Origin of the sequence: Algicella marina (assembly GCF_009931615.1) — a bacterium.
GTDB lineage: Bacteria > Pseudomonadota > Alphaproteobacteria > Rhodobacterales > Rhodobacteraceae > Algicella > Algicella marina.
Genome location: NZ_CP046620.1, coordinates 167,331 through 190,371, shown reverse-complemented (window position 1 = coordinate 190,371; position 23,041 = coordinate 167,331). Strand labels below are relative to the sequence as shown.

General features: G+C 64.3%; 20 protein-coding genes. 12 read left to right on the top strand and 8 right to left on the bottom strand.

Features of this window, described 5'->3' with window-relative positions; translation table 11 throughout:
• Positions 1-2 precede the first annotated feature (2 nt).
• The 4 genes from GO499_RS01040 to GO499_RS01025 form a co-directional block, all read right to left on the bottom strand.
• A complete protein-coding gene (locus tag GO499_RS01040) occupies positions 3-4,997 on the bottom strand; it encodes a peptidoglycan-binding protein (protein WP_161860434.1) in 4,995 nt (1,664 codons plus the stop codon).
• Positions 4,998-5,237: 240 nt separating this feature from the next.
• Positions 5,238-6,677: an amidohydrolase family protein gene (locus tag GO499_RS01035; RefSeq protein WP_284154848.1), complete on the bottom strand. Its 1,440-nt coding sequence runs from the start codon at positions 6,675-6,677 to the stop codon at positions 5,238-5,240.
• Positions 6,678-6,735: 58 nt separating this feature from the next.
• Positions 6,736-7,539, bottom strand: coding sequence for an IclR family transcriptional regulator domain-containing protein (locus GO499_RS01030; protein ID WP_284154847.1), 804 nt, complete (start codon positions 7,537-7,539; stop codon positions 6,736-6,738).
• A 7-nt stretch (positions 7,540-7,546) separates the two neighbouring features.
• On the bottom strand, positions 7,547-8,410 hold the full coding sequence (locus GO499_RS01025; protein ID WP_161860431.1) for a dioxygenase family protein: 864 nt from the start codon (positions 8,408-8,410) through the stop codon (positions 7,547-7,549).
• 129 nt (positions 8,411-8,539) lie between these two features.
• Between GO499_RS01025 and GO499_RS01020 the strand changes: the two genes are divergently transcribed.
• From GO499_RS01020 to GO499_RS00990, 7 genes are read left to right on the top strand one after another with little or no spacing between them, the layout of a single operon-like run.
• Positions 8,540-9,352 carry a citryl-CoA lyase gene (locus GO499_RS01020; RefSeq protein WP_161860430.1) on the top strand — a complete coding sequence of 271 codons (813 nt, stop codon included), beginning with the start codon at positions 8,540-8,542 and terminating at the stop codon, positions 9,350-9,352.
• Positions 9,353-9,355: 3 nt separating this feature from the next.
• The gene (locus GO499_RS01015; RefSeq protein ID WP_161860429.1) at positions 9,356-10,498 is read left to right on the top strand and encodes a CaiB/BaiF CoA transferase family protein; all 1,143 of its coding nucleotides are present in this window, start codon (positions 9,356-9,358) and stop codon (positions 10,496-10,498) included.
• Positions 10,499-10,520: 22 nt separating this feature from the next.
• A complete protein-coding gene (locus GO499_RS01010; RefSeq protein ID WP_161860428.1) occupies positions 10,521-10,922 on the top strand; it encodes a YciI family protein in 402 nt (133 codons plus the stop codon).
• A 22-nt stretch (positions 10,923-10,944) separates the two neighbouring features.
• Complete coding sequence (locus tag GO499_RS01005; protein WP_161860427.1) at positions 10,945-12,024, top strand: C4-dicarboxylate TRAP transporter substrate-binding protein; 1,080 nt, start codon at positions 10,945-10,947, stop codon at positions 12,022-12,024.
• Between the two features lies 1 nt (position 12,025).
• Entirely contained in the window at positions 12,026-12,574 is a 549-nt protein-coding gene (locus GO499_RS01000) for a TRAP transporter small permease subunit (RefSeq protein WP_284154846.1), read from the top strand.
• On the top strand, positions 12,571-13,884 hold the full coding sequence (locus GO499_RS00995) for a TRAP transporter large permease (RefSeq protein ID WP_161860425.1): 1,314 nt from the start codon (positions 12,571-12,573) through the stop codon (positions 13,882-13,884). Before GO499_RS01000 ends, GO499_RS00995 begins: the two co-directional genes overlap by 4 nt.
• A gap of 16 nt (positions 13,885-13,900) precedes the next feature.
• The gene (locus GO499_RS00990; RefSeq protein ID WP_161860424.1) at positions 13,901-14,428 is read left to right on the top strand and encodes an NADPH-dependent FMN reductase; all 528 of its coding nucleotides are present in this window, start codon (positions 13,901-13,903) and stop codon (positions 14,426-14,428) included.
• On the opposite strand, the gene GO499_RS00985 is transcribed toward GO499_RS00990, so the two are convergent.
• Positions 14,412-15,140, bottom strand: a complete 729-nt coding sequence (locus GO499_RS00985) for a hypothetical protein (RefSeq protein ID WP_161860423.1) — start codon at positions 15,138-15,140, stop codon at positions 14,412-14,414. The two genes, GO499_RS00990 and GO499_RS00985, sit on opposite strands and share 17 nt — an antisense overlap.
• Between GO499_RS00985 and GO499_RS00980 the strand changes: the two genes are divergently transcribed.
• The 5 genes from GO499_RS00980 to msrB all read left to right on the top strand — a co-directional run bounded on the left by GO499_RS00980 (position 15,132) and on the right by msrB (position 18,541).
• Complete coding sequence (locus GO499_RS00980) at positions 15,132-15,623, top strand: hypothetical protein (RefSeq protein WP_161860422.1); 492 nt, start codon at positions 15,132-15,134, stop codon at positions 15,621-15,623. The two genes, GO499_RS00985 and GO499_RS00980, sit on opposite strands and share 9 nt — an antisense overlap.
• A gap of 81 nt (positions 15,624-15,704) precedes the next feature.
• Complete coding sequence (locus GO499_RS00975) at positions 15,705-16,691, top strand: DUF1775 domain-containing protein (RefSeq protein ID WP_161860421.1); 987 nt, start codon at positions 15,705-15,707, stop codon at positions 16,689-16,691.
• Positions 16,691-17,284, top strand: a complete 594-nt coding sequence (locus GO499_RS00970) for an SCO family protein (RefSeq protein WP_161860420.1) — start codon at positions 16,691-16,693, stop codon at positions 17,282-17,284. The genes GO499_RS00975 and GO499_RS00970 overlap by 1 nt, the downstream gene beginning before the upstream one ends.
• A 169-nt stretch (positions 17,285-17,453) precedes the next feature.
• On the top strand, positions 17,454-18,002 hold the full coding sequence (locus tag GO499_RS00965; RefSeq protein ID WP_161860419.1) for a fasciclin domain-containing protein: 549 nt from the start codon (positions 17,454-17,456) through the stop codon (positions 18,000-18,002).
• A 59-nt stretch (positions 18,003-18,061) separates the two neighbouring features.
• Positions 18,062-18,541, top strand: coding sequence for a peptide-methionine (R)-S-oxide reductase MsrB (gene msrB / locus GO499_RS00960; RefSeq protein WP_161860418.1), 480 nt, complete (start codon positions 18,062-18,064; stop codon positions 18,539-18,541).
• A 116-nt stretch (positions 18,542-18,657) separates the two neighbouring features.
• On the opposite strand, the gene GO499_RS00955 is transcribed toward msrB, so the two are convergent.
• From GO499_RS00955 to GO499_RS00945, 3 genes are read right to left on the bottom strand one after another with little or no spacing between them, the layout of a single operon-like run.
• Positions 18,658-20,451, bottom strand: a complete 1,794-nt coding sequence (locus tag GO499_RS00955; protein WP_161860417.1) for an ABC transporter ATP-binding protein — start codon at positions 20,449-20,451, stop codon at positions 18,658-18,660.
• Complete coding sequence (locus GO499_RS00950; protein WP_161860416.1) at positions 20,448-21,407, bottom strand: acetamidase/formamidase family protein; 960 nt, start codon at positions 21,405-21,407, stop codon at positions 20,448-20,450. The genes GO499_RS00955 and GO499_RS00950 overlap by 4 nt, the downstream gene beginning before the upstream one ends.
• A gap of 4 nt (positions 21,408-21,411) precedes the next feature.
• Positions 21,412-23,031 carry an ABC transporter substrate-binding protein gene (locus GO499_RS00945; RefSeq protein WP_161863793.1) on the bottom strand — a complete coding sequence of 540 codons (1,620 nt, stop codon included), beginning with the start codon at positions 23,029-23,031 and terminating at the stop codon, positions 21,412-21,414.
• Positions 23,032-23,041: the final 10 nt, after the last annotated feature.

Below are 23,041 nucleotides of genomic sequence, written 5' to 3'. Positions count from 1 at the left end.
GATCAGAATTCGATCTCGAAGTCCTCGGCATCCGCCGGCTCCGCCATTGCCTCGCTGGCGCGGCTGATGGCCTCCAGGTCCACGAAGGTCACGTTGAACCCGGAATGGCCCCAGGTCTCGCGGTGTTCACGCGTGAAGGACAACACCGTGCCGCAGGCATCGAAGTGGCTCAACATGTCTGCCGGATACTGCGGCAAGCCCAGGTGCCAGGCGGACATACCGCGCGTTGCCGGTTGCCACTCCGCATCGCCGATATTCGCGATCCGCTTGAAATCATCCAGTTGGCTGGCGGAATAAGGCATCATGTAGCAATCCTCGCGGCTGCCCTCCCATCCGGAGATACCTTCTTCCGGCATGTTGAAGTCGGGTTCGCCGTATTTCGCTTCCAGCGCTCCGGAAATCTTGTCGAAAGGCAGAGTGCCTTCCTGCAAGACCATACGCCGCAGCACACCCATCAACGGCCCGTCCGGCGCGTAGGAGCCGAGCGCGATCATCTCCGCACCGTCGCGCAGCAGGTAGAGACGCTGATACGCCAATGGTCCCGGTCCCGCTTCAGGTGGTGCGGGCGTCTCATACCCCGCCTGTACGCCCCCGAGCGCCAGTACGATGTCCTCGGCTTCCGCCATGCTCTGGCCCATCTTCAGGCCGAGCAGGTCGATATCCGAGACCGGAATGGCGAATTCGGCCAGCTCGGGCCATTCGGCTGTCTCCGCCACGTCCGGCTCCGGCTCCGGCGTCGGCTGTACGGAAGGTGCAGGCGTTTCCTCTGCAGGCACGGTGACGGCCGCATTGACCACAGGCTCTGGTTCGGGCACCGGTTCCGGCTCGGGTGCCTTCAGCGCCAGCACGGTTGATTGGCCATTCTGGTCGATCGTGCGCGTTTCCTCCACCTTGCCAGTGACCACCAGGTCGGAGACTGCATTCTGGCCCGAGAATTCACGCACTTCGGCCAGTGTGAAGTCCACTTCCGTCGCAGACTGATCCCGAGCCGCGCGCCCTTCGTGCAGCCCGCCTTCAAGTACGACAAAGGCAAACCACTGACGGCAATACTCGTTGACCGCATCGCGCCGCTGCTGGAACAGGCCGTAACGCCGGTTGACCGCGAACGCACCCGCGTCGCGTCCCTGCTGCGCCATCGCCTCCTGCAAGTCGCGCATGTCCTGCTCCGCGCTGCCCAGTGCCTTGAAGACAGGGGCATCCTGCCGGTAGTAGGAACCGATTTCCTGCGCCGTCTGGCACGCTTGCGGGTCTTCTGCTCGGCGCACCATGCTCAGTGTGAACTTGTCACCCAGCGCTGCCGCCTTTGCCTGCATGTAACTCCCGAAGGATTCCCGCAGCGCCAGCGCCGTACCCCCCGTCGGCCGCTCCGCGATATCATCGAAGAAGCCCGGCCCCGGCTGGCTGATGGCACGCTGTTCGTAAACCCAGGCCTGCTGCATCATCATGTCGAGGGCCGCCGCGTCGGGCAGGCGCCCCGCGGCGCGGATCGTCATCAGGTCGAGGATATGCGGTGTCACGTCCAGCCGCGTGTCTGACAAATCGGTGAACAGTTCGGCCGGATACTCACGATTCAGCCGCTCGTCCTGCTCCGCATTCGCCGCACCGAATTCGACGGACGCCAGCAACACCGGCTCGGCGTCGCGCTCGCGCGGGCGCTGGAAGTAGATCACTTCCTTCGGCCGAACCACCAGGTTAAACTGCGGGTTGTCCTCACCGCCCAATCGCGTGTTGTTCTGCACGGCCTGCGGCTCGACCAGCGCCATGAACTCGATCTGACGCTGATCGTTTTCCACGATGGGCCGCGCCTGCACCTTGGCCAGCGGCAGGGACTCGAAGATCGGCTCACCGACCCACTCGATGTTAACCCGGGTGCGCCCTGTCCCTTCCTGGATGCGCACGTTCTGATAGCCCTCGGTAAAGTCAAAGGTCTCGGTGCCAAGGTCATACTTGCCCAACCGCGCGGTTCCGGCCAGCCATACAGGCTTGCCGTCGAAGGATTTCATCTCCTCCACCACGGCCGCCAACGCCACTGGCGCGTCGAACTCGTTGGCCTGCTGCACGGCCTGCTGGGATTTGCCGATCATCTCGTAGATGCGGTCCGCCCCACCCATGGTGCCGGCAATCGTGCCCAGAATCTGCACCCCCTTCGCCGGTTCAATCGCCGCCAGCTTCATGACGGCATCCGAAGGCAGATCCTGTGCGAAGACAGAGGCTTCCGTGCCCACCGGCTTGACCTCCGGCAGCGGCACCAGCACGTCCGCCGGCGCAATCGTCACCAGTTCCTGCGTCAGTGCCGGATCCGCGAACAACCCGATCCGCTCCAGCGTTGCCCGGCCGGGCCGCAACACCGTGCGCCCGCCGGAACTGCCGCCGAACAGCGCCTCGATATCGCTGGCATCCTCCTGCCAGTTCAACGTCGCCCACCAGGCCAGCGTCAGCCTGCCGTCGGGCAGGGCATCGCGAAGTGTCCGCGCCTGCGCCCGCGCCACCGGCAACTGCTGCGGCAAATTCTTCATCCGCTCCACCGAAACCAGACCGGGCACGAAACGGTTGGAATGGGTCCGCCCGGGCAGGCTTACGACCCGCGCGGCATCCTGCCCCTGTACGAAATTGTAGTCATAGCGCAGCGGGAAGAACTCGCCCTCGAAATCGTACTCACCAAGGTGAACCGATATGGTGTGCCGCACCGGCAACGGAAACCGCGGCGTGCGTGCAAGAATGCGATCATAATGCTGGCCGAAGAAAGCCGCTTTCGCATCTTCGCGGGCAAATTCATCGGGGAAGAACTGGTCCGCAAGGTTCTGGCCGTTGTTGGCCATCATCAACTGCACACCCTGGTTGTTGTAGTGATCGACCGGGCGCTCGCCGAAAAAGGCCCGCCGCTCGGCTGCCGGCAACAACAGCAGCGCCGCCCCGGCGAACTTGTGGCCTTCGCGCACCGCATCCGGCTCGTCACCGATGTAGGCCAGCGCGTTGAAAGTCGTCCAGCGCTCACCATCGGCCACTCGGTTGACGTCGCGGGCAACGGCCACGTGCCCACCCTCGATCGGCAGTCCCAGTTCCTGCGCCACCTGCAACGCGTCGCGCTCGCCCGAGGGCGCGTCGTCGCCACCGCTATCCAGCGTCCAGGTGTAGAACGCCTCGTCCGCTGCCGTCACTGGCCGATGGTGATAATACTGCTGGTCACCGCGCGGCAGAAAATGCAGCGTGACCTTCTCGGGAATGAACGTCGTCGGCAAGCCACGGTTGGCGTTGCTCTGCGTGGCGAAATCCGCCAGCGTCTCGTCGCTTCCCAGCTTCGTCACCCGTCCCCAGATCACGCGCACCGGCCGTTCCTGCGCCGCCTGCGCCGCCGCAAACCTGTCGAGCAGCGCCTTGGCTTCGTCACGCGTCGCCGGAATGTAGTTGGCGACCGGCAGGTCGTATCGCACGGTCAGCCGCGCCAGTCCGCTGCTGTTTGTGGTGCCGGCGGCCGTTGCCGTCCTCCCCATGTCGCCGAGCGCCAGCCCGCGCCCCTCCTCGAACGTACCCGCCTGCACCGGCTGGTAGACAGCCAGCGAAACCGGCGCCGCCTCAGTGATTTCCGGCGTCGCATGCGCGTCGGCGATCAGCCGCTGCCGATAGGCCTGAAGGATTTCCTCCTGCTCAAGCTGGTTATGCTGGCGGAAACTGTTGTTCACCACATGTGCGCCCTGCCCCGTCGCCTTCACCTGCGCGGCGAGGTACAGGGATTGCACCGTGCTCAGGTTGGACAGCACCTCGGGGTTGGCCTTGATGTTCAGCATCATCAGCCGGTCCTCGAAACCCGGGGGCACATCGGCAAACCGGTTGGCGATGATATGCACCCGCTCACCGGCAGGCACGGCGGCACCGTCGGACTGCGATGTACCGATCAGGCTGGCGAGGTTCATTCCACCGGACACGCCCGCCGTGCCGGCAGTCATCGCCGTCGCCACCGGCGGCAGCCCCGTCAGTTCCGTGATCCGGTCCACCATGGAATTTTCAAGACAATTGACGTTGCCGGTGCACAGGTTTCTTCCCGCCAGCCAGCGCATTTGCGCCTCGCGCGCAGCGTCTGGCCCCAGTTGGGCCACCGACATCTGGAAGGCGCGATTGATCTGGTTGTCCAGATCCGCCAGCCGGGCACTGCCGCAGATTGCGGTTTCCGCCGGCGTGGCGGCGAGGTTGCAATCAAAACTGGGGCTGATCGTCGGAGAAGCGCCTGCGGCGGGGAAACCGCCGCCCTGGGGCACCGGCTGGGCCGACGTCGCGGCAAAGCCGCTTGCCGACGGCGCGCCCGGCTGCGACGCCATGGGCGCGGCCGTCATCAGTGTCGTAACCGGCGCAACGCCATGCACCCGTGAATGCAGCATCGCATAGTCGGTGTCACTCGGGGCTCCGCCACCGCCATAAAGGCCCTGGTCACGGCGGAACTGGTCCAGCGCGGCCTGCGACCGTGGGCCCCAGGCGCCATCCGGGGTGCCGGGGTTGTATCCCAGGCTATCGAGATAGGATTGCATTTCGTACATCGCGCTGCGCTGCACCGCCGGTGTCGCGGAACCGCCGCCCTGCCGCCGCGCGACATCCGCCTCCAGCGCCACCAGTTGCATCGCCGAAAGAGCACCGGTCGCGGGGAAACCCCGGCTCACCTGATAGGCCTCCACCGCCGCACGGGTCTGCGCACCGGGCTGGCCGTCAACCGGTCCGGCATTGAATCCCAAAGCGTTCAGATTGCGCTGCAAGTCCATCGCCCGCGCCCGAGCCGGGTCTGCGGTCTTGGCCCCGGATGACGACGACGATGGAGACGTGGCCGTTCCCTGCTTGCGCTGTTCGTTCTTGATCGCCTCGTTGATGATGATCGCGGCTCCCAGCCCGATCAGCCCTTTCTTGAGGTTGTTGGCCGCCGCATCCTGTCCCGTAGCGGCCAAAGCCACCGCCGCTACCGTTGCTGTCAATGTCAGCCTGCGGATTCCACCGGAAACAAATTTGCCGATCATCAATCAACCTCCCCCAAGGTCCGTGCCAGGCACGGCTACTGTTCACGCGATTCGAAATTACCTTGGGGAAAGGATAGCAAAACCTCGCCCTTCCACCAAAAACTATACAGGGAAAGGCAGCGTCCCGGTCCAAACCCGACATTCCACCCCGCAACGCCTGTTCAGAAAGCAGGCGTCCCGCGCAAATCGGGTCCAAACAGAGCGAAGCCGGCAGCGGCGGCCCTGTCGGGCAGCCAATCGTCAGGCAAACAGATCGCGGTCCACGCCCGCGGTCTCGAACAGGTAATCGCGGCTCGATTCCAGTTCCGCCCGCAGCTTCGGCACATCGAAGCCCACCAGCTTGCCTTGCCACTTCTTCACCTGACCGGCCACGAACACGGTTTCGACGTTGCTCCGCTCCATCAGCGTCACGACCGCCCCCGGCACGTTGTTCAGTGGCGCCACGTTCAAAGCCTCTGCATCCAGCAGGATGATGTCCGCATCCTTGCCCGGCGTCAGAGAGCCGATGCGCCCGTCCAGTTTCAGCCCCTCGGCGCCGCCCATCGTCGCATGGCGGATGGCAGCCGGGCACTGCATAAGGTCCGGGTGGTCCTGCCCCGCCAACGCCTTCTCGTTCACTCCCATCCGTTGCAGCGTTATCAGGCTGCGCATCTGGGTGAAGAAATCGGCCGTCATCGTGCATTCCACATCCGTGGACAGTGACGTCGACATCCCGAGGTCCAGCGCCTTCTGGATCGGCGGCGTGCCGTGACGCATGTGCATTTCGATCGGCACCGAAAGCGAAACATGCGCGCCTGCGTCCGCCGCCTTCTGCCACGCCATGTCCGACATCCCCGTCATATGGATGAAGATGTTGTCGGCACCGAACTGCCCGGCCTCCGCCAACGCGTCGAACGTGTCCGCCATTCCGAACGTGCCGACGACATGCAGCGCAATCGGCAGGCCCAGTTCCCGTCCCACACGCCACGCCTCCTCGTAGCCCGGCAGGTAGATCTCCCCGCCCATCACCATGGTCAGAAGCTGATCGTCGGAGGCGAAGTGCTCCGCCTTGATCCGCGCGGCATCGCCCGGATACTGCGCCTTGTCACCCCAGCCTTCGAAATAGCCGAACACTCCGCGCCGCCCGGCGTCGCGCAAGCCCTCAATCGCCGCGTCCGAATGCTCCGGGCTGTGGTGAATCTGGCTGACGTCCATCACAGATGTCACCCCGGCGTCGAGCTGGGCGATGCCGCCGAACAGCTCGTTGATGTAGACATCCTCCGGCCGGTAGACCATCGAGAACTGCTGCAGGATCGTCTCGTAATAGTTGGTGGCGTTTTCCGGCCTGCCGTCATTGATCAGGATGCCGTGCGCCAACTGACTGCGCAGCGCTGTCTCGAACTGGTGATGGTGGGTATCGACGAAACCGGGCATCACGATCTTGCCCTTCGCTTCGATCACCGCCGCGTCGCCGGCTTCGACGCTGGCCGCAACCTCCGCGATCCGCCCGCCCTCGATAAGCACATCGCCAGTCACGAAATTGCCGACGCCATTGTCCATCGACAGAACAGCCCCACCGCGGATCAGCAGTTTGCGTCCCGGCTCGCCCAGCCCCGCCGGCAGTCCGGCCAGCGTCTGCGGTCCGCCTCCGCCGCCCACATCCGCCGCCGCACGCAACGGCCGTCCTACGGGGCAAGGCAAGAGCGGCCTCGCCGGATCACACAATCTGCACATTCTTCCCTCCCGGTTTTCTTTTTGTTCAAAGTCTCAAGACGGATTCCAGCATCGGGTAGCGCGCCATCTGATGGGCGATGTGGGAAGCCGCGGCGCGCAGCTCGGGCAACCGCTCCTCCACCAGCTTCTCCGGCGTCACCATCCCCGTGTATCCGGAGGTGTTAAGCGCCGCGATTGTCCGCCCGCCGCCATCTCGCACGGGCACAGCCAGCGCCGTGATCCCGTAATCGAGTTGGTCCACGGTCGTTGCGTAACCTTGCGCCCGCACCCGGCCGATCTCCTCGCGCAGCTCAGTGCGGTCGACACAGGTGCGCGATGTCAGCGACGGCAGCGCCATCGCCTCCAGCGCCATATCCAGCGCGTCGTCCTCCAGCCCCGCCAGCAGCACCCGGCCCATCGACGTCGCGAACGCCGGGTAACGGGCACCGGCCACCGCCGCCGCACGTCGCGCCCGCTGCACCGAATAATGCGCGATGTAGATCACATCCTCACCGTCCAGCGTGCCGATCGACGATGCGTCGCCGAATGTCTCCACCAGTTGCCGCAGGTCCGGCTGCAGCACCTCGTCGATCCGCGCCGCGAAGTAGAACCCCGATCCCAGCGACATGATCTTCGGCTTGAGGTGAAACCGCTTCTCCCGACGCCCGACGTAGCCCAGCGCTTCCAGTGTGATCAGGCTGCGCCGCGCCGCCGCAGGTGTTATTTCGACCTGCCGCGCCACCTCGCTCAGCGTCATTTCCGGGTGCGTGCCTGAAAAGCTTTCGAGAATGGCCAGCCCCTTGGCGAGGGCTTCCACGAAGTCGGCGGGTCTGTCGGGGTCTTCTGTCAATGCGGCCTCAGTCTTCCGGTGCGAGTATGAAGTCGTATTCGAACATCGCATCCGGCTTCTTGGCCAGTTCAAACCCCAGTTCGGCTACATTCTTTGCCGGCTTCACCCTAGCGACGAGCGATTTGCGCACGCCGAACACAGCATCATTGTCCACGTACTCGGCATTCTCGAAGAATATCTCGGTCGTGATCGCCGCCATGCCCGGATGCCGTATGATGTAATGCAGATGCGCCGGTCGCCACGCATGGCGGTCGCCTGCCCGCAACAGCCGCCCCACCGGCCCGTCATAAGGTACGGTATAGGGCTTGGGCAGAACCGTGGTGTAATAATAGCGCCCGCTCTCATCGCAGGTGAACTTGCCGCGCAGGTCCATCTTGTCCTGCCCCATTTCCTGCTCCTGGATCGGATAGGTGCCCGCACCGTCCGCCTGCCAGGTATCCACGATCGCACCCGGCAGCGGGTTGTGCAGCGAATCGGTCACCTTGCCGTAGACCAGCACCGTCACCCCTTCGCGGCCATCGCCGAGGTCTGCGCCCAAGGTCTTTTCCGGCGCATTGTCGAGGTAGAAGGGCCCGAGGTTGGAGCCTTCCGTCGCTCCCCCGCGCGTGTTGATCATGTCCACCAGTGCCGAAAAGCCGAGCACGTCCGACAACAGGATGAACTCGTGCCGCTCCGGCGTCGAGATCTGCCCGCAATCGTACAGGAAATTCAGCACCCCCATCCATTCCTCGTGGGTAACCTGCATTTCCCGCGTGTAATCGTGCAGATGGTCAAGCAATCCATGCAGCAGCGTCTCGAACCGGCTGCCCGGCTCTGTCTTGAAACTGTCCTTCACCGCCTCGGTGATCGTGAACTGGTTTATGTCGCTCATCCCGTCCTCCCGTAGTTTGCTTTCGCAGTTTCAGCCGCGCGCGCAACAATCTGTCTTGACGGAACGTTAGTTCAGGTCATAATGTACGGCAAGAGCAAATATTTTCGTATACCGAAAAATGAGGAATGAATGCGCATAGGAAAACAGGATCAATCCTTCACCGCCATCGCCACGTCGGATGCCGAAAGCATCACCATTCGCGGCATGGACCTGTGCGCGGACCTCATCGGCAAAATCGACTTCACCGATTACTTCTGGCTGCTCGTTCTCGGCGACCGTCCCTCCGAAGCCCAGCGCCGGATGATGGACGCGTGCCTTGTCGCCATAGCGGAGCATGGTCTCGTACCCTCGGTACAGGCAGCCCGCATGACGCTCGCTGCCGGGCCCGATGCGTGGCAGGGCGCCATGGCCGCCGGCCTGCTCGGCATGGGCAGCGTCGTCGCCGGCTCTTCGGAAATCGCCGCCTACTGCCTTCAGGATGTGCTTGATCGGGCAGAGAAGGATGGCTCCGACATCGAGACCGCCGCAATCGCGGTGCTGAAGGACCTCAGGGCCGCGAAGAAGAAGGCCCCGGGCCTTGGCCATCCCCAGCACAGCACCGGCGACCCCCGCGCCAATCGCCTTATGGAAATCGCCGACGAGACCGGAGTTTCCGGTCCCTATGTCGAGGCCCTGCGGATGCTGGGCAAGCACGCACCGGAGATCATGGAACGCCCCCTTCCAATCAATGTCTCCGGCGCGATCCCCGCCACGATCCTAGATGCCGGCTGGCCCCTCCCAGCCATCAAGGCCGTGCCGTTGCTTGCCCGCACCGCGGGGCTCTCGGCGCATCTGTTCGAGGAAAGCATGCGCTCCATCGGCTTCATCATGTCCCACAAGGCTGACCTCGCGATTTCCTACGACGGCAAGCTGTCGGGCCACGAAGCGCCGGCGAAGGACTGAGCCATGAAGATCCTCAGCAACATACGCGTCATCGAGCTCGGAACCTACATCACCGGTCCGGCGGCGGGGATGCACCTTGCTGACCTTGGCGCCGATGTCATCAAGGTAGAACGCCCCGGTGAGGGCGATCCCTTCCGCGCCTTCAAGGGCGGCCTCTACAGCCCGCATTACCAGACCTACAACCGCAACAAACGGTCCATCGCCCTGAATACCAAGGAAAAGGAAGATCTCGACGTCCTCCACAATCTCGTGCGCGACGCCGACGTCTTCATCCAGAACTTCCGCCCCGGCGTGGCCGAAAAACTCGGCGCGGGCGAGGACGAGCTCCGCGCCCTCAATCCCGGCCTGATCTACTGCGCCATTTCCGGGTTTGGCACTTCCGGTCCCTCCCGCGATCGCCCGACCTACGACACCGTCGCCCAGGCCGCCAGCGGTTACCTGCGCCTGCTGACGCCGCCGGAAAACCCGCGCGTCATCGGCCCAGCCATCGCCGACGCCATCACCGGCCAGTACGCAGCCATGGCCATCCTCGCAGCCCTGCTCGAAAAGGGCCAGACAGGCACCGGCAGGCGCATCGACATTTCGATGCTGGAGGCGATGTGCCACTTCAACCTCGACAGCTTCACCCACTACTATTCCGTCGGCGAAGTCATGGGCCCGCTATCCCGCCCGGTGGTCTCTCAGAGCTACACGTTCGAATGCGCGGACGGCAAATGGATCGCCTTCCATCTGTCCTCCCCCACCAAGTTCTGGGAAGGCCTGCTGCAAGCCACCGACCAGATGCAGCTGAAAGACGATCTCCGCTTCGCGGAGCGGCTGGAGCGGATCAAGCATCAGGACGACCTGATCGCCCATTTCACGCCCGTGTTCAAAACGCGTCCCCGCGATGAATGGTGCGACCGCCTGCTCGCCAATGAAGTACCGCATTCGCCCGCCTACGACAGCGACGAGGCCCTCGAAGACCCTCAGGCGCAGCACCTCAACATCAAGGTCAGCGCCCCCAGCAGCGAACTCGGCACCTTCACCACCGTCCGCGCACCCTACAGCTTCGACGGCGAAGCCGATCTCGACGTCCTGCCGCCACCGCTGCTGGATGAACACGGTGCCGAGATCCGCGCCGAACTGAAGAAACGCAAGGCCGGCTGAGCCGACAGGGGAGTATCCGACGATGGCACAGGATTATCTGAAATGCGTGCCCAAGGATGGCGTTCTGGAAGCCAGCAAGGCGATGCTGCAAAAACAGCTCTTCGCCATCTTCACCACCCCCACAGACGGCATGGCCCCGATCTTTGCCAACCTCGAAGACCATCTCGCCTTTCAGGTCGGACTGGAGAAGGACGGCATTCTCTTCGCCGCCGGACCGCTCTGGACCGATGACGGCAGCCACTGGGCCGGCGAAGGCATGGTCGTCGTGCGCGCCGCCAACAAGGCGGAGGCCGAAGCCATTGCCGCCCGAGACCCGATGCATGCCAGCGGCGCCCGCAGCTATCGCGTGCGTCCATGGATGATCAACGAAGGCTCGGTGCAGGTCCGGCTGGATTTCTCCAGCCAGACCTTCGCCGTCGAATAAACAAAAAAATGGGAGGATTAACATGAAACATCTGATCGGCGCCGCCATCGCCGCCACGCTCTTTCTGCCCGGCTCCGTCCGTGCGCAGGAAACCATCGATCTCACCGTCGCCTCCAGCCATCCGCTGGTGATCCCGTGGGTCGGCATGATCAAGAGCCATTTCATGGCCAGAACCGATGAGATCCTCGCCGAGTCCGGCAACTACGAAATTGCGTGGAACGAAGCTTTCGGCGGCACCCTCTACAAGGCCAACGCGACACTGACCTCCGTCGAGGAAGGCATCACCGATATCGGCTGGGTCTTCTCCTTCCTTGAGCCCGCCCGCCTGCCACTGTCCCAGGCCTCCAGCTATGCGCCGTTCTCCACCAACAACCCCGCGCTGCAACTGGAGGTCATGTCCGAACTGTTCGAGACCGACGATGCCTTCCGCAACGAATGGGAGCAGTATAACCTGAAGGCGCTCGGCTTCACCGGCACCGACGGCTACGATCTCTATACGTCGGAGCCGCTTGCGGGCTTCGCGGCCCTCGATGGCATGAAGATCTCCGCCCCCGGTGTTCTAGGCAACTGGCTGCGCGGCACCGGTGCCAATGCCGTCGATGGCGCGCTCACGACCTTCTACACAGATATCCAGACGGGCGTCTCCGACGGTGTTCTCTCTCTCGCCCTCGGTGTTCTGCCGGCGAAAATCTACGAAGTCGCCCCGCACATCACCCGCGTAGACATGGGCACCGCCTTTTCCGGTGCCGTCGCCATCAACAACGACACGTGGGAAAGCCTGCCCGAGGAAGTGCAGCAGGCGATGGTCGAGGCCGGCAAGTACTACACGGTCTCCCATGGCCAGGATCTGCTGGAGCGGCACGAAGCCGTGTTCGACAAGATGGTGGAGATCGGCGCCACCCAGTCGCCGCCCGTGAAAATCACCCCGATGAGCGATGCGGACCGCGAGGCCTGGGTCACGGCCATGCCCAACATCGCCAAGGAATGGGCCGATGGGCTGGAAGCGCAGGGCGTACCCGCGCAGGATTTCATGCGCGCCTATCTCGATGGGGTTCGTGCCCGTGGCGAAACCCCGATCCGCAACTGGGACGAAGAACTCTGACGTGACACCGCGTTCCGATAAAGACAGCGTCTCCTCCGGGGGGCGCCTCTTCCGCGGCTGGACCTTCATTGTCGAGGGCAGCGCCGCGCTCGGCACGATGATGATCGTCGGCCTCATGCTGATCATCTGCGCCGACATCGTCGCCCGCAACGTCTTCGGTGCCTCTCTCCCACTCGTTTCCGAACTCGGCGGCCTGCTCGTCGTCCTCATCGTTGCGCTGCAACTCGCGGCCACGGTCCGGGCCGACCGACTGGCACATACCTCCGTGTTTATCGGCCCGCTCTCGGCCAGACGCCCGCGCATGGCCGCCGCGCTGAAAACAGCATTCCATCTCATCGGCGCGGCCGTCACCGGCGGCATGGCATGGGCCTCCGTCCGGGTGCTGACAAAAGACATCGTCTCGGGCGAATTCATCGGCACACCCGGTCTCGGAACCCTGCCGACATGGCCGTTCCGCGCCCTGATCCTTGCCGGCCTCACCATCGCCGCGCTGGAATTCCTGCGCCGCGCTGGCACGCAACTCGCCAGCCTCCGGAAGCCGGCACCGTGAGTCCCTTCGAAATCGGATCGCTCGCGATCGCAGCCCTTCTGTTTCTGATCTGGCTCGGCATGCCCATCGGCGTCGGCATGCTCACCGTTTCATTCGCCGGCGTCTCGCTGATCCGCAACGAGGACGTGGCCCTGCGCATGCTCGGTGCCGTCGCCAACGATTCCCTGCAGGAATATCTCTTCGCCGTCGTACCCCTGTTCGTGATGATGGGGCTGCTCGTCACCGTCTCGAACGTCGGCAAGGACACATTCGACGTGTTCGAACGGTTGCTGCGCCGGGTCTCCGCCGGCCTCGGCATCGCCACCGTCTTCGCCAATGCCGTCTTCGCCTCGATCACCGGTATTTCCATTGCCTCGGCCACAGTCTTCTCGCGTGTCGCCGTGCCGGAGATGACGCGCCACGGCTACACCAAGCGCTTTGCCACCGGTGTCGTCGCCGGTTCCTCCGTTCTCGGCATGCTTATCCCGCCGTCCCTGCTGATGATCGTCTACGCCGTGCTGGCAGAGGAAAGCGTCGGCCGCATGTTCCTCGCCGGCATCGGCCCCGGAATTCTGCTGTCGGTGATCTTCTCTGCCACCATCGTCCTCCTCGCCCGCACCCGCCCGGATTTCGTCTATGCCGGCGAGGATCACGCCGGCGAACCGGAGGCGCTTACCCTCGGCGACCTCGCGCGCAAGGCCCTGCCGATCCTCTCGCTGATGCTGCTCGTGCTCGGCGGACTTTATGGCGGTTTTCTCAATCCCACCGAGGCGGGCGCCGCCGGGGCTTTCGGCGCACTCGTCATCGCCCTGATGCGCCGCGCCCTGCCTGGACGTGTCTTCTGGCAACTGCTCGTCGAAACCGGGCAGATCACCGTCTCCGTGCTCTTCCTCATTCTCGCGGCCACGCTGTTTTCGCGGATGCTCGCCCTCTCCGGCGTCCCCCGCGAACTGGCGGAGGTTTTCCTCTCCGGCTCCATCGGCCCGTATGGCTTTCTGCTGATCTACCTGGCGCTAATCATCGCCCTTGGCTGCCTGATAGACTCGATCTCGATCATGCTCATCCTGCTGCCCATCGCCCTGCCCGTCGCCCAGGCGGCGGGTTTCGACATGATCTGGTTCGGCGTCCTCACCGTCGTCGCCGTGGAGGTCGGCCTTCTCACCCCGCCGTTCGGCCTGTCGGTCTATACGATCAAATCAGCCATGGACGACCCGGACCTATCCGTGGGAGACATCTTCAGGGGCACCATACCCTTTGTCTTCGCGGTGCTCGCGGGCCTTGCGCTCATCATCCTTTTCCCGCCGATAGCCACCTGGCTGGCCAGACTCTGACAAGACAGGAAAAACCATGACCAAACTGCTGTTCATCCCCGGCAGCCTTCGCGCTGCATCCGCTTCCAAGGCCACCGCCCGTGCCCTCATCGCCGCCCTGGAAGGCAAGGCGGAGTGCAGCACCGCCGATATCGGCCCACTACCCCACTACAATGCCGATCTGGAAGACCACCCGGAGGTCGACGCCTTCATCGCTCAGATAGAGGCCGCGGATGGCGTCGTCTTCGTCTCTCCGGAGTACAACTACAGCCTGCCCGGCGTATTGAAGAACGCCATCGACTGGGCCTCGCGCCCGGCCTTCAACTCCTGCCTGACCGGCAAACCCTGCTTCGTCGTCTCCGTTTCCGGCGGTGCGCTTGGGGGCGTCAGGGCGCAGAACCACCTCAAATACATCCTCGGCGGCGTCCTGGCAGAAGTGTTTCCCTATCGTGAGGTCGTGGTCGCCATGGCCAACAAGAAGGTGGAGGACGGCATCCTCGTCGATCCGCCGATCATCGAGTTTGCCATCGAGGGGCTGACAGCCTTCATCAAGAAGATCGGCTGAGGCCCCCGCTACGGCGCCACAGCGCAATCGCTGCCAGCAGCGCCAGACAGCAAAGGCCGACTAGCAGCGCGGCCTTTGCCAGACCACCGCGCACATACTGCATCGGTGCCAGTCGCAGCGTGCCCCCGTCAGCCACCTCGACCACACTCCGCCCCGTCAGTGCGAAGTCGCGATAGTCCAGAACCTGCCACACCATCGGGCCGTTGCCCCGCTCCGGAAAGTCTATCTCGATCACCGACGTCTTCGGCAGCTTCCACGCGAAATAGCCCATGTAGGCCTGCAAGAGCGACTGCGCCACATCGCCAATCGTGTCCGCCGACGTGCAGACCGACACCGAGATCTCCGCATCGAGCGGTGTCTCGAACGGCGGCAGCGCTTCGGGGTGGTGCAGCATCAGCGAAGTCGCCTGAAACGGCGCAGGTTCACCGTCGCCGGTAATCCCGAGAGAGGCGATCAGGTCCTCCGCCACCTCGTAGGTGCCTTCCAGCAGTTTCACCCGATCCGCCGTGCCCGTCTCCGTCAGCAGGGCAGAGATATCCGCCCCGAACACACCTTCGAGCCGCGGCGCCGGCAACGCGAAGTAGAGCGAAACCCCATCTGACCGCCGGTCGACTATGATCGTCGGTTCCACGCCTTCGGCTTGCGCCCGCGCCACCGGCAGCGCGGCGCAGATCAGCAGAAGACAGCAAAGACGGCGCAGGGTTTGGTTCATGGCCGCAGTATCCACCACATTGCGCACCTGTCCAGTAAAGCCTTCGTCGCAATTCGCCCTGCGGCAGAGAAGACCGTTGATCCGGCCCCGTTTCCGCGCCACAACTTCGCCCTGAAGGAGATGCCCGACCGGATGCAGGCCCTGCCCACCAGACTGATCGCCCTCGTCACCGCGCTGCTGCTCGCGGTGTTCAGCGTCACGTCGGCTATAGGCATGGCAACCGCCGGTCCAGCCGACGACGATCTGGCAATCTACATCGCCGCCGGCGTCGATCTCTCCGATATCTGCGGCGCGCCGGAAGATGGCCACAACCACCGCTGTCCCTTCTGCCGCCTCGTCGCGCACCCTCCGTCAAACGCACCCGTTCGAACAACCTGGCGCCTCCTGCCGCCGAACCTCTGGGAAAGCCTTGCCGATCAGCGCAGCCGCCAGCTTGCCGCCCGCGGCACGCTGACCACACGAGCACCCCCGGCCCTCACCTGAAATCTCGCGCCCCACGGGGCATCCGATATCAATCTCGCGCAGGCAGCGGTGCGTCCGCGCGCGCGATGCGAGGAAACGCCGATGCAAAATCTCATTCTCACGACCGCCACCATCACCCTTCTGGCAACCGCCGCCTTCGCCCACGCCACTCTGGAGCAGAAGGAGGCGGCCGCCGGTGCCACCACCAAGATCACCCTCCGCGTGCCTCACGGCTGCGATGGCGAGGCGACGCACACCGTCCGTATCACGCTGCCCGAGGGCTTCTACGCGGCCAAGCCGATGCCCAAGCCCGGCTGGCAACTCGAAACCGTCACCGGCGCATACGCAACGCCCTACAACAACCACGGCACGGAAATGACGGAGGGCCTGCGCGAGGTTTCCTGGACAGGCGGCAACCTCGAAGACGGCTGGTACGACGAATTCACCCTGCGTGGCACCGTCGGTCCGAATGTGGAACCCGGCACGGTGCTCTACTTTCCGGCGCTCCAGACATGCGCCAACGGCACAGCGGACTGGACGAACACATCCGACGAAATGGGTGCGGACAATCCGTCTCCGAAACTCACCGTCACAGCCGGCGGGCATGACGAACACGCGGGCCACGGCGCGGCAATGACCGCCACCGAATTCACCCTCGGCGATCTTGCCATCACCGCCGCCTTCTCCCGCGCGACACTGCCCAACGCCCCGGTCGGCGGCGGTTTTCTCACAGTTACCAACACCGGCACCGAGGATGACACCCTCGTCGCCGCCGCTTCCCCGGCAGCCGGCCACATGGAAATCCACGAAATGTCGATGCAGGGCGATGTCATGAAAATGCGCGAACTCACCGATGGCCTGCCAATTCCCGCCGGCGAGACCGTTGAACTGAAGCCGGGTGGCTTCCATCTGATGTTCATGCAACTCGCCGCACCGCTCGAAGAAGGCACCAGCGTCGACGTCACGCTCACCTTCGCCAACGCGGGCGAGATCACCGTGCCGTTCGCCATCGGCGCCCCCAATGCGCGAGAGGCTGATCACTCCGGCCACGGTATGGACCATGGCGCCATGCAGAAGGACAGCAACTGATGCAACCTCTCCGAATGATCCAGATCGGCCTCGCCGCCGCCTGCGTGATCGCCATCGGTCTGTTCGTCTGGCTGAAGCTGGCGGCCCCGGCCGTCCAGCAATCGGTCGCAGACGGTTTCGGCGCGGGTGAATACCGGCTCACCACCACCAGCGGCCAACCCTTCACCGAGGCCTCGCTGAAGGGCCAGCCCTCCGCCGTCTTCTTCGGCTTCACCCATTGCCCGGAAGTCTGCCCGACAACACTCGGCGACATCGCTTCCTGGCAGGAGGAACTGGGAGAGGCCGCTTCCGATCTCAATGTCTACTTCGTGACGGTAGACCCCGAACGTGACACGGTCGAACAACTCGGTGAATACGTCTCCTGGGTGCCGGGGGTGGAAGGCGTATCCGGCCCACGGGAAGAGATCGACAAGGCAATCAAGGCCTTTCGTGTCTACGCCCGCAAGGTGCCGCTCGACGATGGCGACTACACGATGGACCATTCCGCCAGCGTGCTGCTGTTCGACGACACCGGACGCCTGTTCGAGCCCATCGGCTACGGCGAAGGCTTCGATCGCGCCATCGAAAAACTCCGTCGCCTGCTGGCAACGTGAAATCTTCGCACCCCGGCTCAAACAGCCGGGGTGCGCCCTCGCACATCACTTATCGTTGAACAACATTTGATAAGGAAACCGGGCCCCACCGGAAACTATCTGTCCGGGCACCCCGTGGCTTCACCCAAGAACCCCGATCGGAGGTTCTGAACAAAATGGGAGAAGACTTATGACTTCGCTGATCAAACGCACCGTTTTCCTGACTGCCCTGCTGGCCTCCGGCGCGGCCATCGCCGCGAACCCAAACGTGGGCGGCGCACCGATGTTCGAGAACAAGAACATCGTCGAAAACGCCGTGAACTCCAAGGATCACACCACCCTCGTCGCCGCTGTCAAGGCTGCCGGCCTTGTCGACACATTGATGTCCGACGGGCCGTTCACGGTCTTCGCGCCCGTGAACGCCGGCTTTGAAGCCCTGCCCGCCGGAACCGTTGAAACCCTGCTCAAGCCCGAGAACAAGGGTATGCTGACCAAGGTTCTCACCAGCCATGTCGTCTCGGGCAAGCTCAACAAGTCCGACATCGACGCCCTGCTTGCTCAGGGTGGCGGCCGGACCGAGCTCACCACCGTCTCCGGCGACAGGATCGCCATTGAGATGCGCAACGGCACTTACTACGTGATTGATGAGAGCGCGAACGGATCGAAGATCACGATCGCTGACGTCAACCAGTCGAACGGCGTCATTCACGTCGTCAACTCGGTTCTTCTGCCGCAGTAAATCCACGTCGGTGCGGCGCCCATCGCGGCGCCGCATCGCCCCTCCCGAAAGGAGAGACCATGCAGCGCCGCACTTTCACACTTTCACTCTTCGCCACCGCTGCCCTGCCCGCCGCCTCGCTCCGCGCCGGCACCGTCGCCACCGGGGATTTCGAGGTTACCCGGACCGAAGCCGAATGGCGCGCCACGCTGACCGAAACGCAATACCTCGTCATGCGCGAGGGCGAGACGGAGCGGGCCGGCACCAGCCCGCTGGACAAGGAAACCCGCGCCGGAACCTACCTGTGTAGAGGCTGCGACCTGCCGCTCTATTCTGCGGCGACCAAGTATGACAGCGGCACCGGCTGGCCCAGTTTCTACCAGAGCCTGCCCGGCGCCGTCGGCACGATGGCGGACAACACCTTCTTCTCTACCCGCACGGAAGTACATTGCCGCCGCTGCGGAAGCCATCTGGGCCATATCTTCGAAGATGGGCCCAAACCCACCGGCAAACGCCACTGCCTCAACGGCGTCAGCCTGAAATTCCGCCCCGCGGCCTGATCCGCCCGGCAGTCATCTAGCAGGGCCGGCGTCTGTTCCTCCGGGGCGTCGCCTGCCAGAAGCCTCCGGCCGCAGACGCCGGAGGCTTCGCCATTTCGGCAGCCGCCGATCCACGCTTATGCAGTGTCATCGGCCACTAGGTGGCCTTCCCCCACATCCCGCAACGGCAAGCGGTCCGGCGGGTCACCCAGCCGGCGGATGGGCGAAGGCATATCGCCGGCAGGCCGCACATGCGTCCGCCCCCTGCGGGCCGGATCGGGGATCGGCACGGCATCCAGCAGCCGCTGCGTATATGGATGCCGCGGATCGCCGAACACCTGATCCCGCGTGCCCATCTCGACGATCTGCCCCAGGTACATCACCGCCAGCCTGTCGACGACGTTTTCGACTACGGCCATGTCATGGCTGATGAACAGGTACGAAACGCCCACCGTCGCCTGCAATTCCGCCAGCAAGTCCAGCACCCGTGCCTGAACCGATACGTCCAGCGCCGAAACGCTCTCGTCACAGATGATCAGTTTCGGTTGTAGGGCCAGCGCCCGCGCCACACAGATGCGCTGCCGTTGCCCGCCAGAAAACTCGTGCGGATAGCGGGTCATGTGTTCGCCACCTAGCCCGACCTTGTCGAACAGTTCTTTGACAAGCGACCGCCGCATCACCGGGTTGCCGACGCCATGGATAAGCAATGGCTCCGCCACCGCGTCGCCAACAGTCATCCGCGGATCGAGCGCCGCCATCGGGTCCTGAAATACCATCTGCACATCGCGGCAGATAGCCTTGCGCCCCGACGCGGTGAGGGATGACAGCTTCCGGCCCGCCACCTCGACATGGCCCTGATGCGGCACGAGACCGGCCAGTGCCTTGGCGATGGTGGACTTGCCGCACCCGGATTCTCCGACGAGGCCGAACGTCTCACCTTGCCGGATATCGAAGCTGACGCCCTCGACCGCATGCACCCGGTGCGTCGGCCGGCCGAAAAAACCCGATCCGATATCGAAATGAACCTGCGCCTCCACCAGCCGCGCGACCGGCACCGGTGCCTCGGGCGGCAGGGGCGCGCCGCGGGCCGCCCCGGCCCCGAGCCGGGGCACCGCTGCCAGCAGGTCACGGGTATAGCGGTCCGTCGGCGCGTCGAAAATTTGCTCCACCGGTCCGGTCTCGACCGCCCGCCCGGACTTCATCACCACCACCCTGTCCGCCGTCTCCGCCACGACACCCATGTCATGGGTAATCAGGATGATGGCGGTGCCCGTCTCGGCCTGCAGGTCACGCAGCAGGTCCAGCACTTCGCGCTGTACCGTGACATCCAGCGCCGTCGTCGGCTCATCAGCGATCAGCAGCGCAGGTCGCATGGCCAGGGCCATGGCGATCATCACCCGCTGCCGCATGCCCCCGGAAAGTTCGTGCGGATACTGCCCCATCCGCCGCTCGGGCTCGGAGATACGCACCCGTCGCAGCGCCAGCGTCGCCGCCTCCCGCGCAGCGCGCATCCCGACCTGCTCATGGGCCCGGATCGCTTCCACAAGCTGCGTTCCGATCCGCTGTACCGGGTTCAGGGATGTCATCGGCTCCTGGAAGATCATCGCCACCTTCGCACCGCGCAGCCCCCGCATCCGGGCCTCGGGCAAGGACGGCAGATCGACGCCCTCCAGCAACGCCTGGCCGGACGTGACGGCAACGTTGTTCGGCAACAAACCCATCAGCGCCAGTGATGTAATCGACTTGCCGGAACCGCTCTCACCGGCAATGGCCAGCGTCTCACCGGCCGAGAGGTCGAAGCTCAGTCCCTCCACCAGTGGCCGCACGACGCCCCTGTCCCTTACGGAAACCGTCAGATCCCGCACCGACAGCAGCGGCGCCGCAACCGCCCCCGTTTCGGGGGCGGCCAAGTTGTGCGCGGCATGCGTCATTCGAAGACTGCACGCGGGAAGTAGAACGAGACCACCCAGTTCGGCGCATCCACGATCTCGGAAATGCGCAGGTCCCCGCAGGTCGAAACCAGCATGTAGGCATCGACTGCCGCCATGCCATGCTCGCCGCACAGCAGGTCGATCATCCCCGCCACGGCGTCCCGCGCCCCGCTCATCAGGTCGGGCCCGACGCCGGTGGTCACCTCGTAACCCATTGCGTCGAGATGGTTGGTCACCGGACCCGCCGTCGTGAACCGGGGCATCTTCAGATTCGCACCTTTCACAAGGTCCAGCGTCAGCGTCACGTCCATCGGGCTCTCGATCGCCGTGCCACAGACTTCGCCATCTCCCTGCGCGGCGTGGGTATCGCCCACCGAGAACAAGGCTCCCGCCACCTCGACAGGCAGGTACAGCACCGTCCCGGCAGAGATGTCGCGGATGTCGAGGTTACCCCCCGTCCGGCGCGGCGGCACGATGGAATGCACCCCCGGTTCCGCCAGCCCCACCCCGATGGTGCCGGTAAACGGCTTCAGCGGCACCCGTCCCGTGCTGCCCCACAGCGCCGGTGCCAACGTGTCGGCATCGTACTTCCACAGGGTCAGCGCCGGGTCCGTGAACTGGTCGGCAAGCAGGCCGAAGCCGGGAATGTTCGCAGTCCAGCCCCAGGCGGAGCCTTCCTGCACACGCGGGGCAAAGCCGTCCAGCGTGATCTTCAGGGCATCACCCGGCTCCGCCCCGTCAACGTAGATCGGCCCGGAAACGGGATTGATCTTCGCGAAGTCGAGCGCGGCCACGTCCGCCACGGTGCTCGACGGGCCAAGCTGGCCCGCCGATGAATCCATGCAGTTGAACAGGATCGTGCTGCCCGGCGCCACCGTCTCGGCCGGAACAACGGAATTGTCCCAGCCGAAATGATGCTGTGCGCCGTGGATGGTGTAATCACAGTGCTTGCACATGATCTCACTCGGTCACGTAGACATAGTCGTAGTTGACCGGGATCGACACCGGGTCGACATAGAGCGCGTCATCGCCGCCCATGCGTGCCGATTTCATCGTGTAGCGCTGCTCGTTGAAAACCGGCACCCACGGCGCCTGCTCCATGACCTTCATGTAGACATCGGACCACATTTCCAGCCGCTCGGGCGCGGCGGGGTCGGTGATGCTGTCGGCCTCCGTCGCCATGGCGTCTATGCTCTCGTCGCAGAACTTCGACCAGTTCCAGCCGCCCTCGCCCGCACCGGCACAGCCGAGGATCGGGCCGTAGAAGTTCGACGGATCGGGGAAGTCGGCGATCCACGCCATGCCGCCGGACCAGATCATCGGCGCCTGCCCCGCGCCGCCGGCCTCGATCACGTTGGCCTGCGCCAGAGAGCGGATCTCGACATCAACGCCGATTGCCTTCAGGTCCTGCTGGATCGCCTGCGCGATCCGCGGGTTCGGGTCGGTGTTCATCACGTAGAGTTGCGTCGTGAACCCGTCACCCACTCCGGCTTCAGCCAGCTTGGCCTTGGCCGCCTCGATGTCATGGGCATAACCCTCGTACCCGTCCGTGTAGCCGGGCATCGACGGCGGCAACGGCTGCGTCGCGGGCACGGCTCGGCCATTGATGATCTGGGTAATCCGCTCCTTGTTGATCGCCATGTTGATGGCTTCGCGCACTTCCAGCTTGTCCAGCGGTTCGATGCCGACATTCAACGTGATGTAACCGGTGTGAAGCTGGCCGCCTTCGACCACGCGGGCAGCCTGGTCCGGGTCACCCATCACCTCCTGGAACTTGGCGGGCGGAATGCCGTCACCGGGAACGTCCACCTCTCCCTGCTGCAGCCGCAGCAGCGCGACGATCGGCTCCTGCCCGACCTCGAAAGTCACTCCGTCGAGATACGGCACGCCGTCACGCCAGTAGTCCGCGTTTTTCTCGAACACCAGTCGCTGACCGATCGTCCACTCGCCCAGCTTGAACGCCCCGGTTCCCACGGGATGCTTGCCGAAATCGGTGCCATGCTCTTCCACCGCTTCCGCCGGCACGACAGAAGCGAAATTCAGCGCCATCACGTGCAGGAAGGTGGCGTCCGGCCGCGACAGCGTGATTTTGACGGTCAGCGGGTCGACGACCTCGACGCCGGAAAGGCCCTCCGCCTCGCCAGCGCTCACCGCATCGAAACCGGCGATGGAGGCAAAGAACCCGGCACCGGGAGACTGCGTCTCCGGGTCGGTCACGCGGTCGAGCGAATACTTGACGTCCTCGGCCGTCATCTCGCGGCCATTGTGGAAGGTGACGCCTTCCCGCAACTTGAAGGTAAAGACAGTGCCGTCCTCGCTGACCTCATGGCTCTCGGCGAGGCCGGGGCGCAGTTCGGTCGTGCCCGGCACGTAGTCCATCAGGCCGTCGAACAGGGATTTGATCATTGACCAGTTCTGCCAGTCGTAGCCGATGGCCGGATCGAGCGTCGCCACATCGTCCTTGTAGGTGACGGTGATCATCCCGCCCGGCGTCGCGTCCGGGTCGGGCGTATAGTCCTGTGCCATGCCGGGCAGCGCCGCGGCGAACAGGATTGCAGTGGATGCAAGCAGTGATTTCATCATGTCTGTC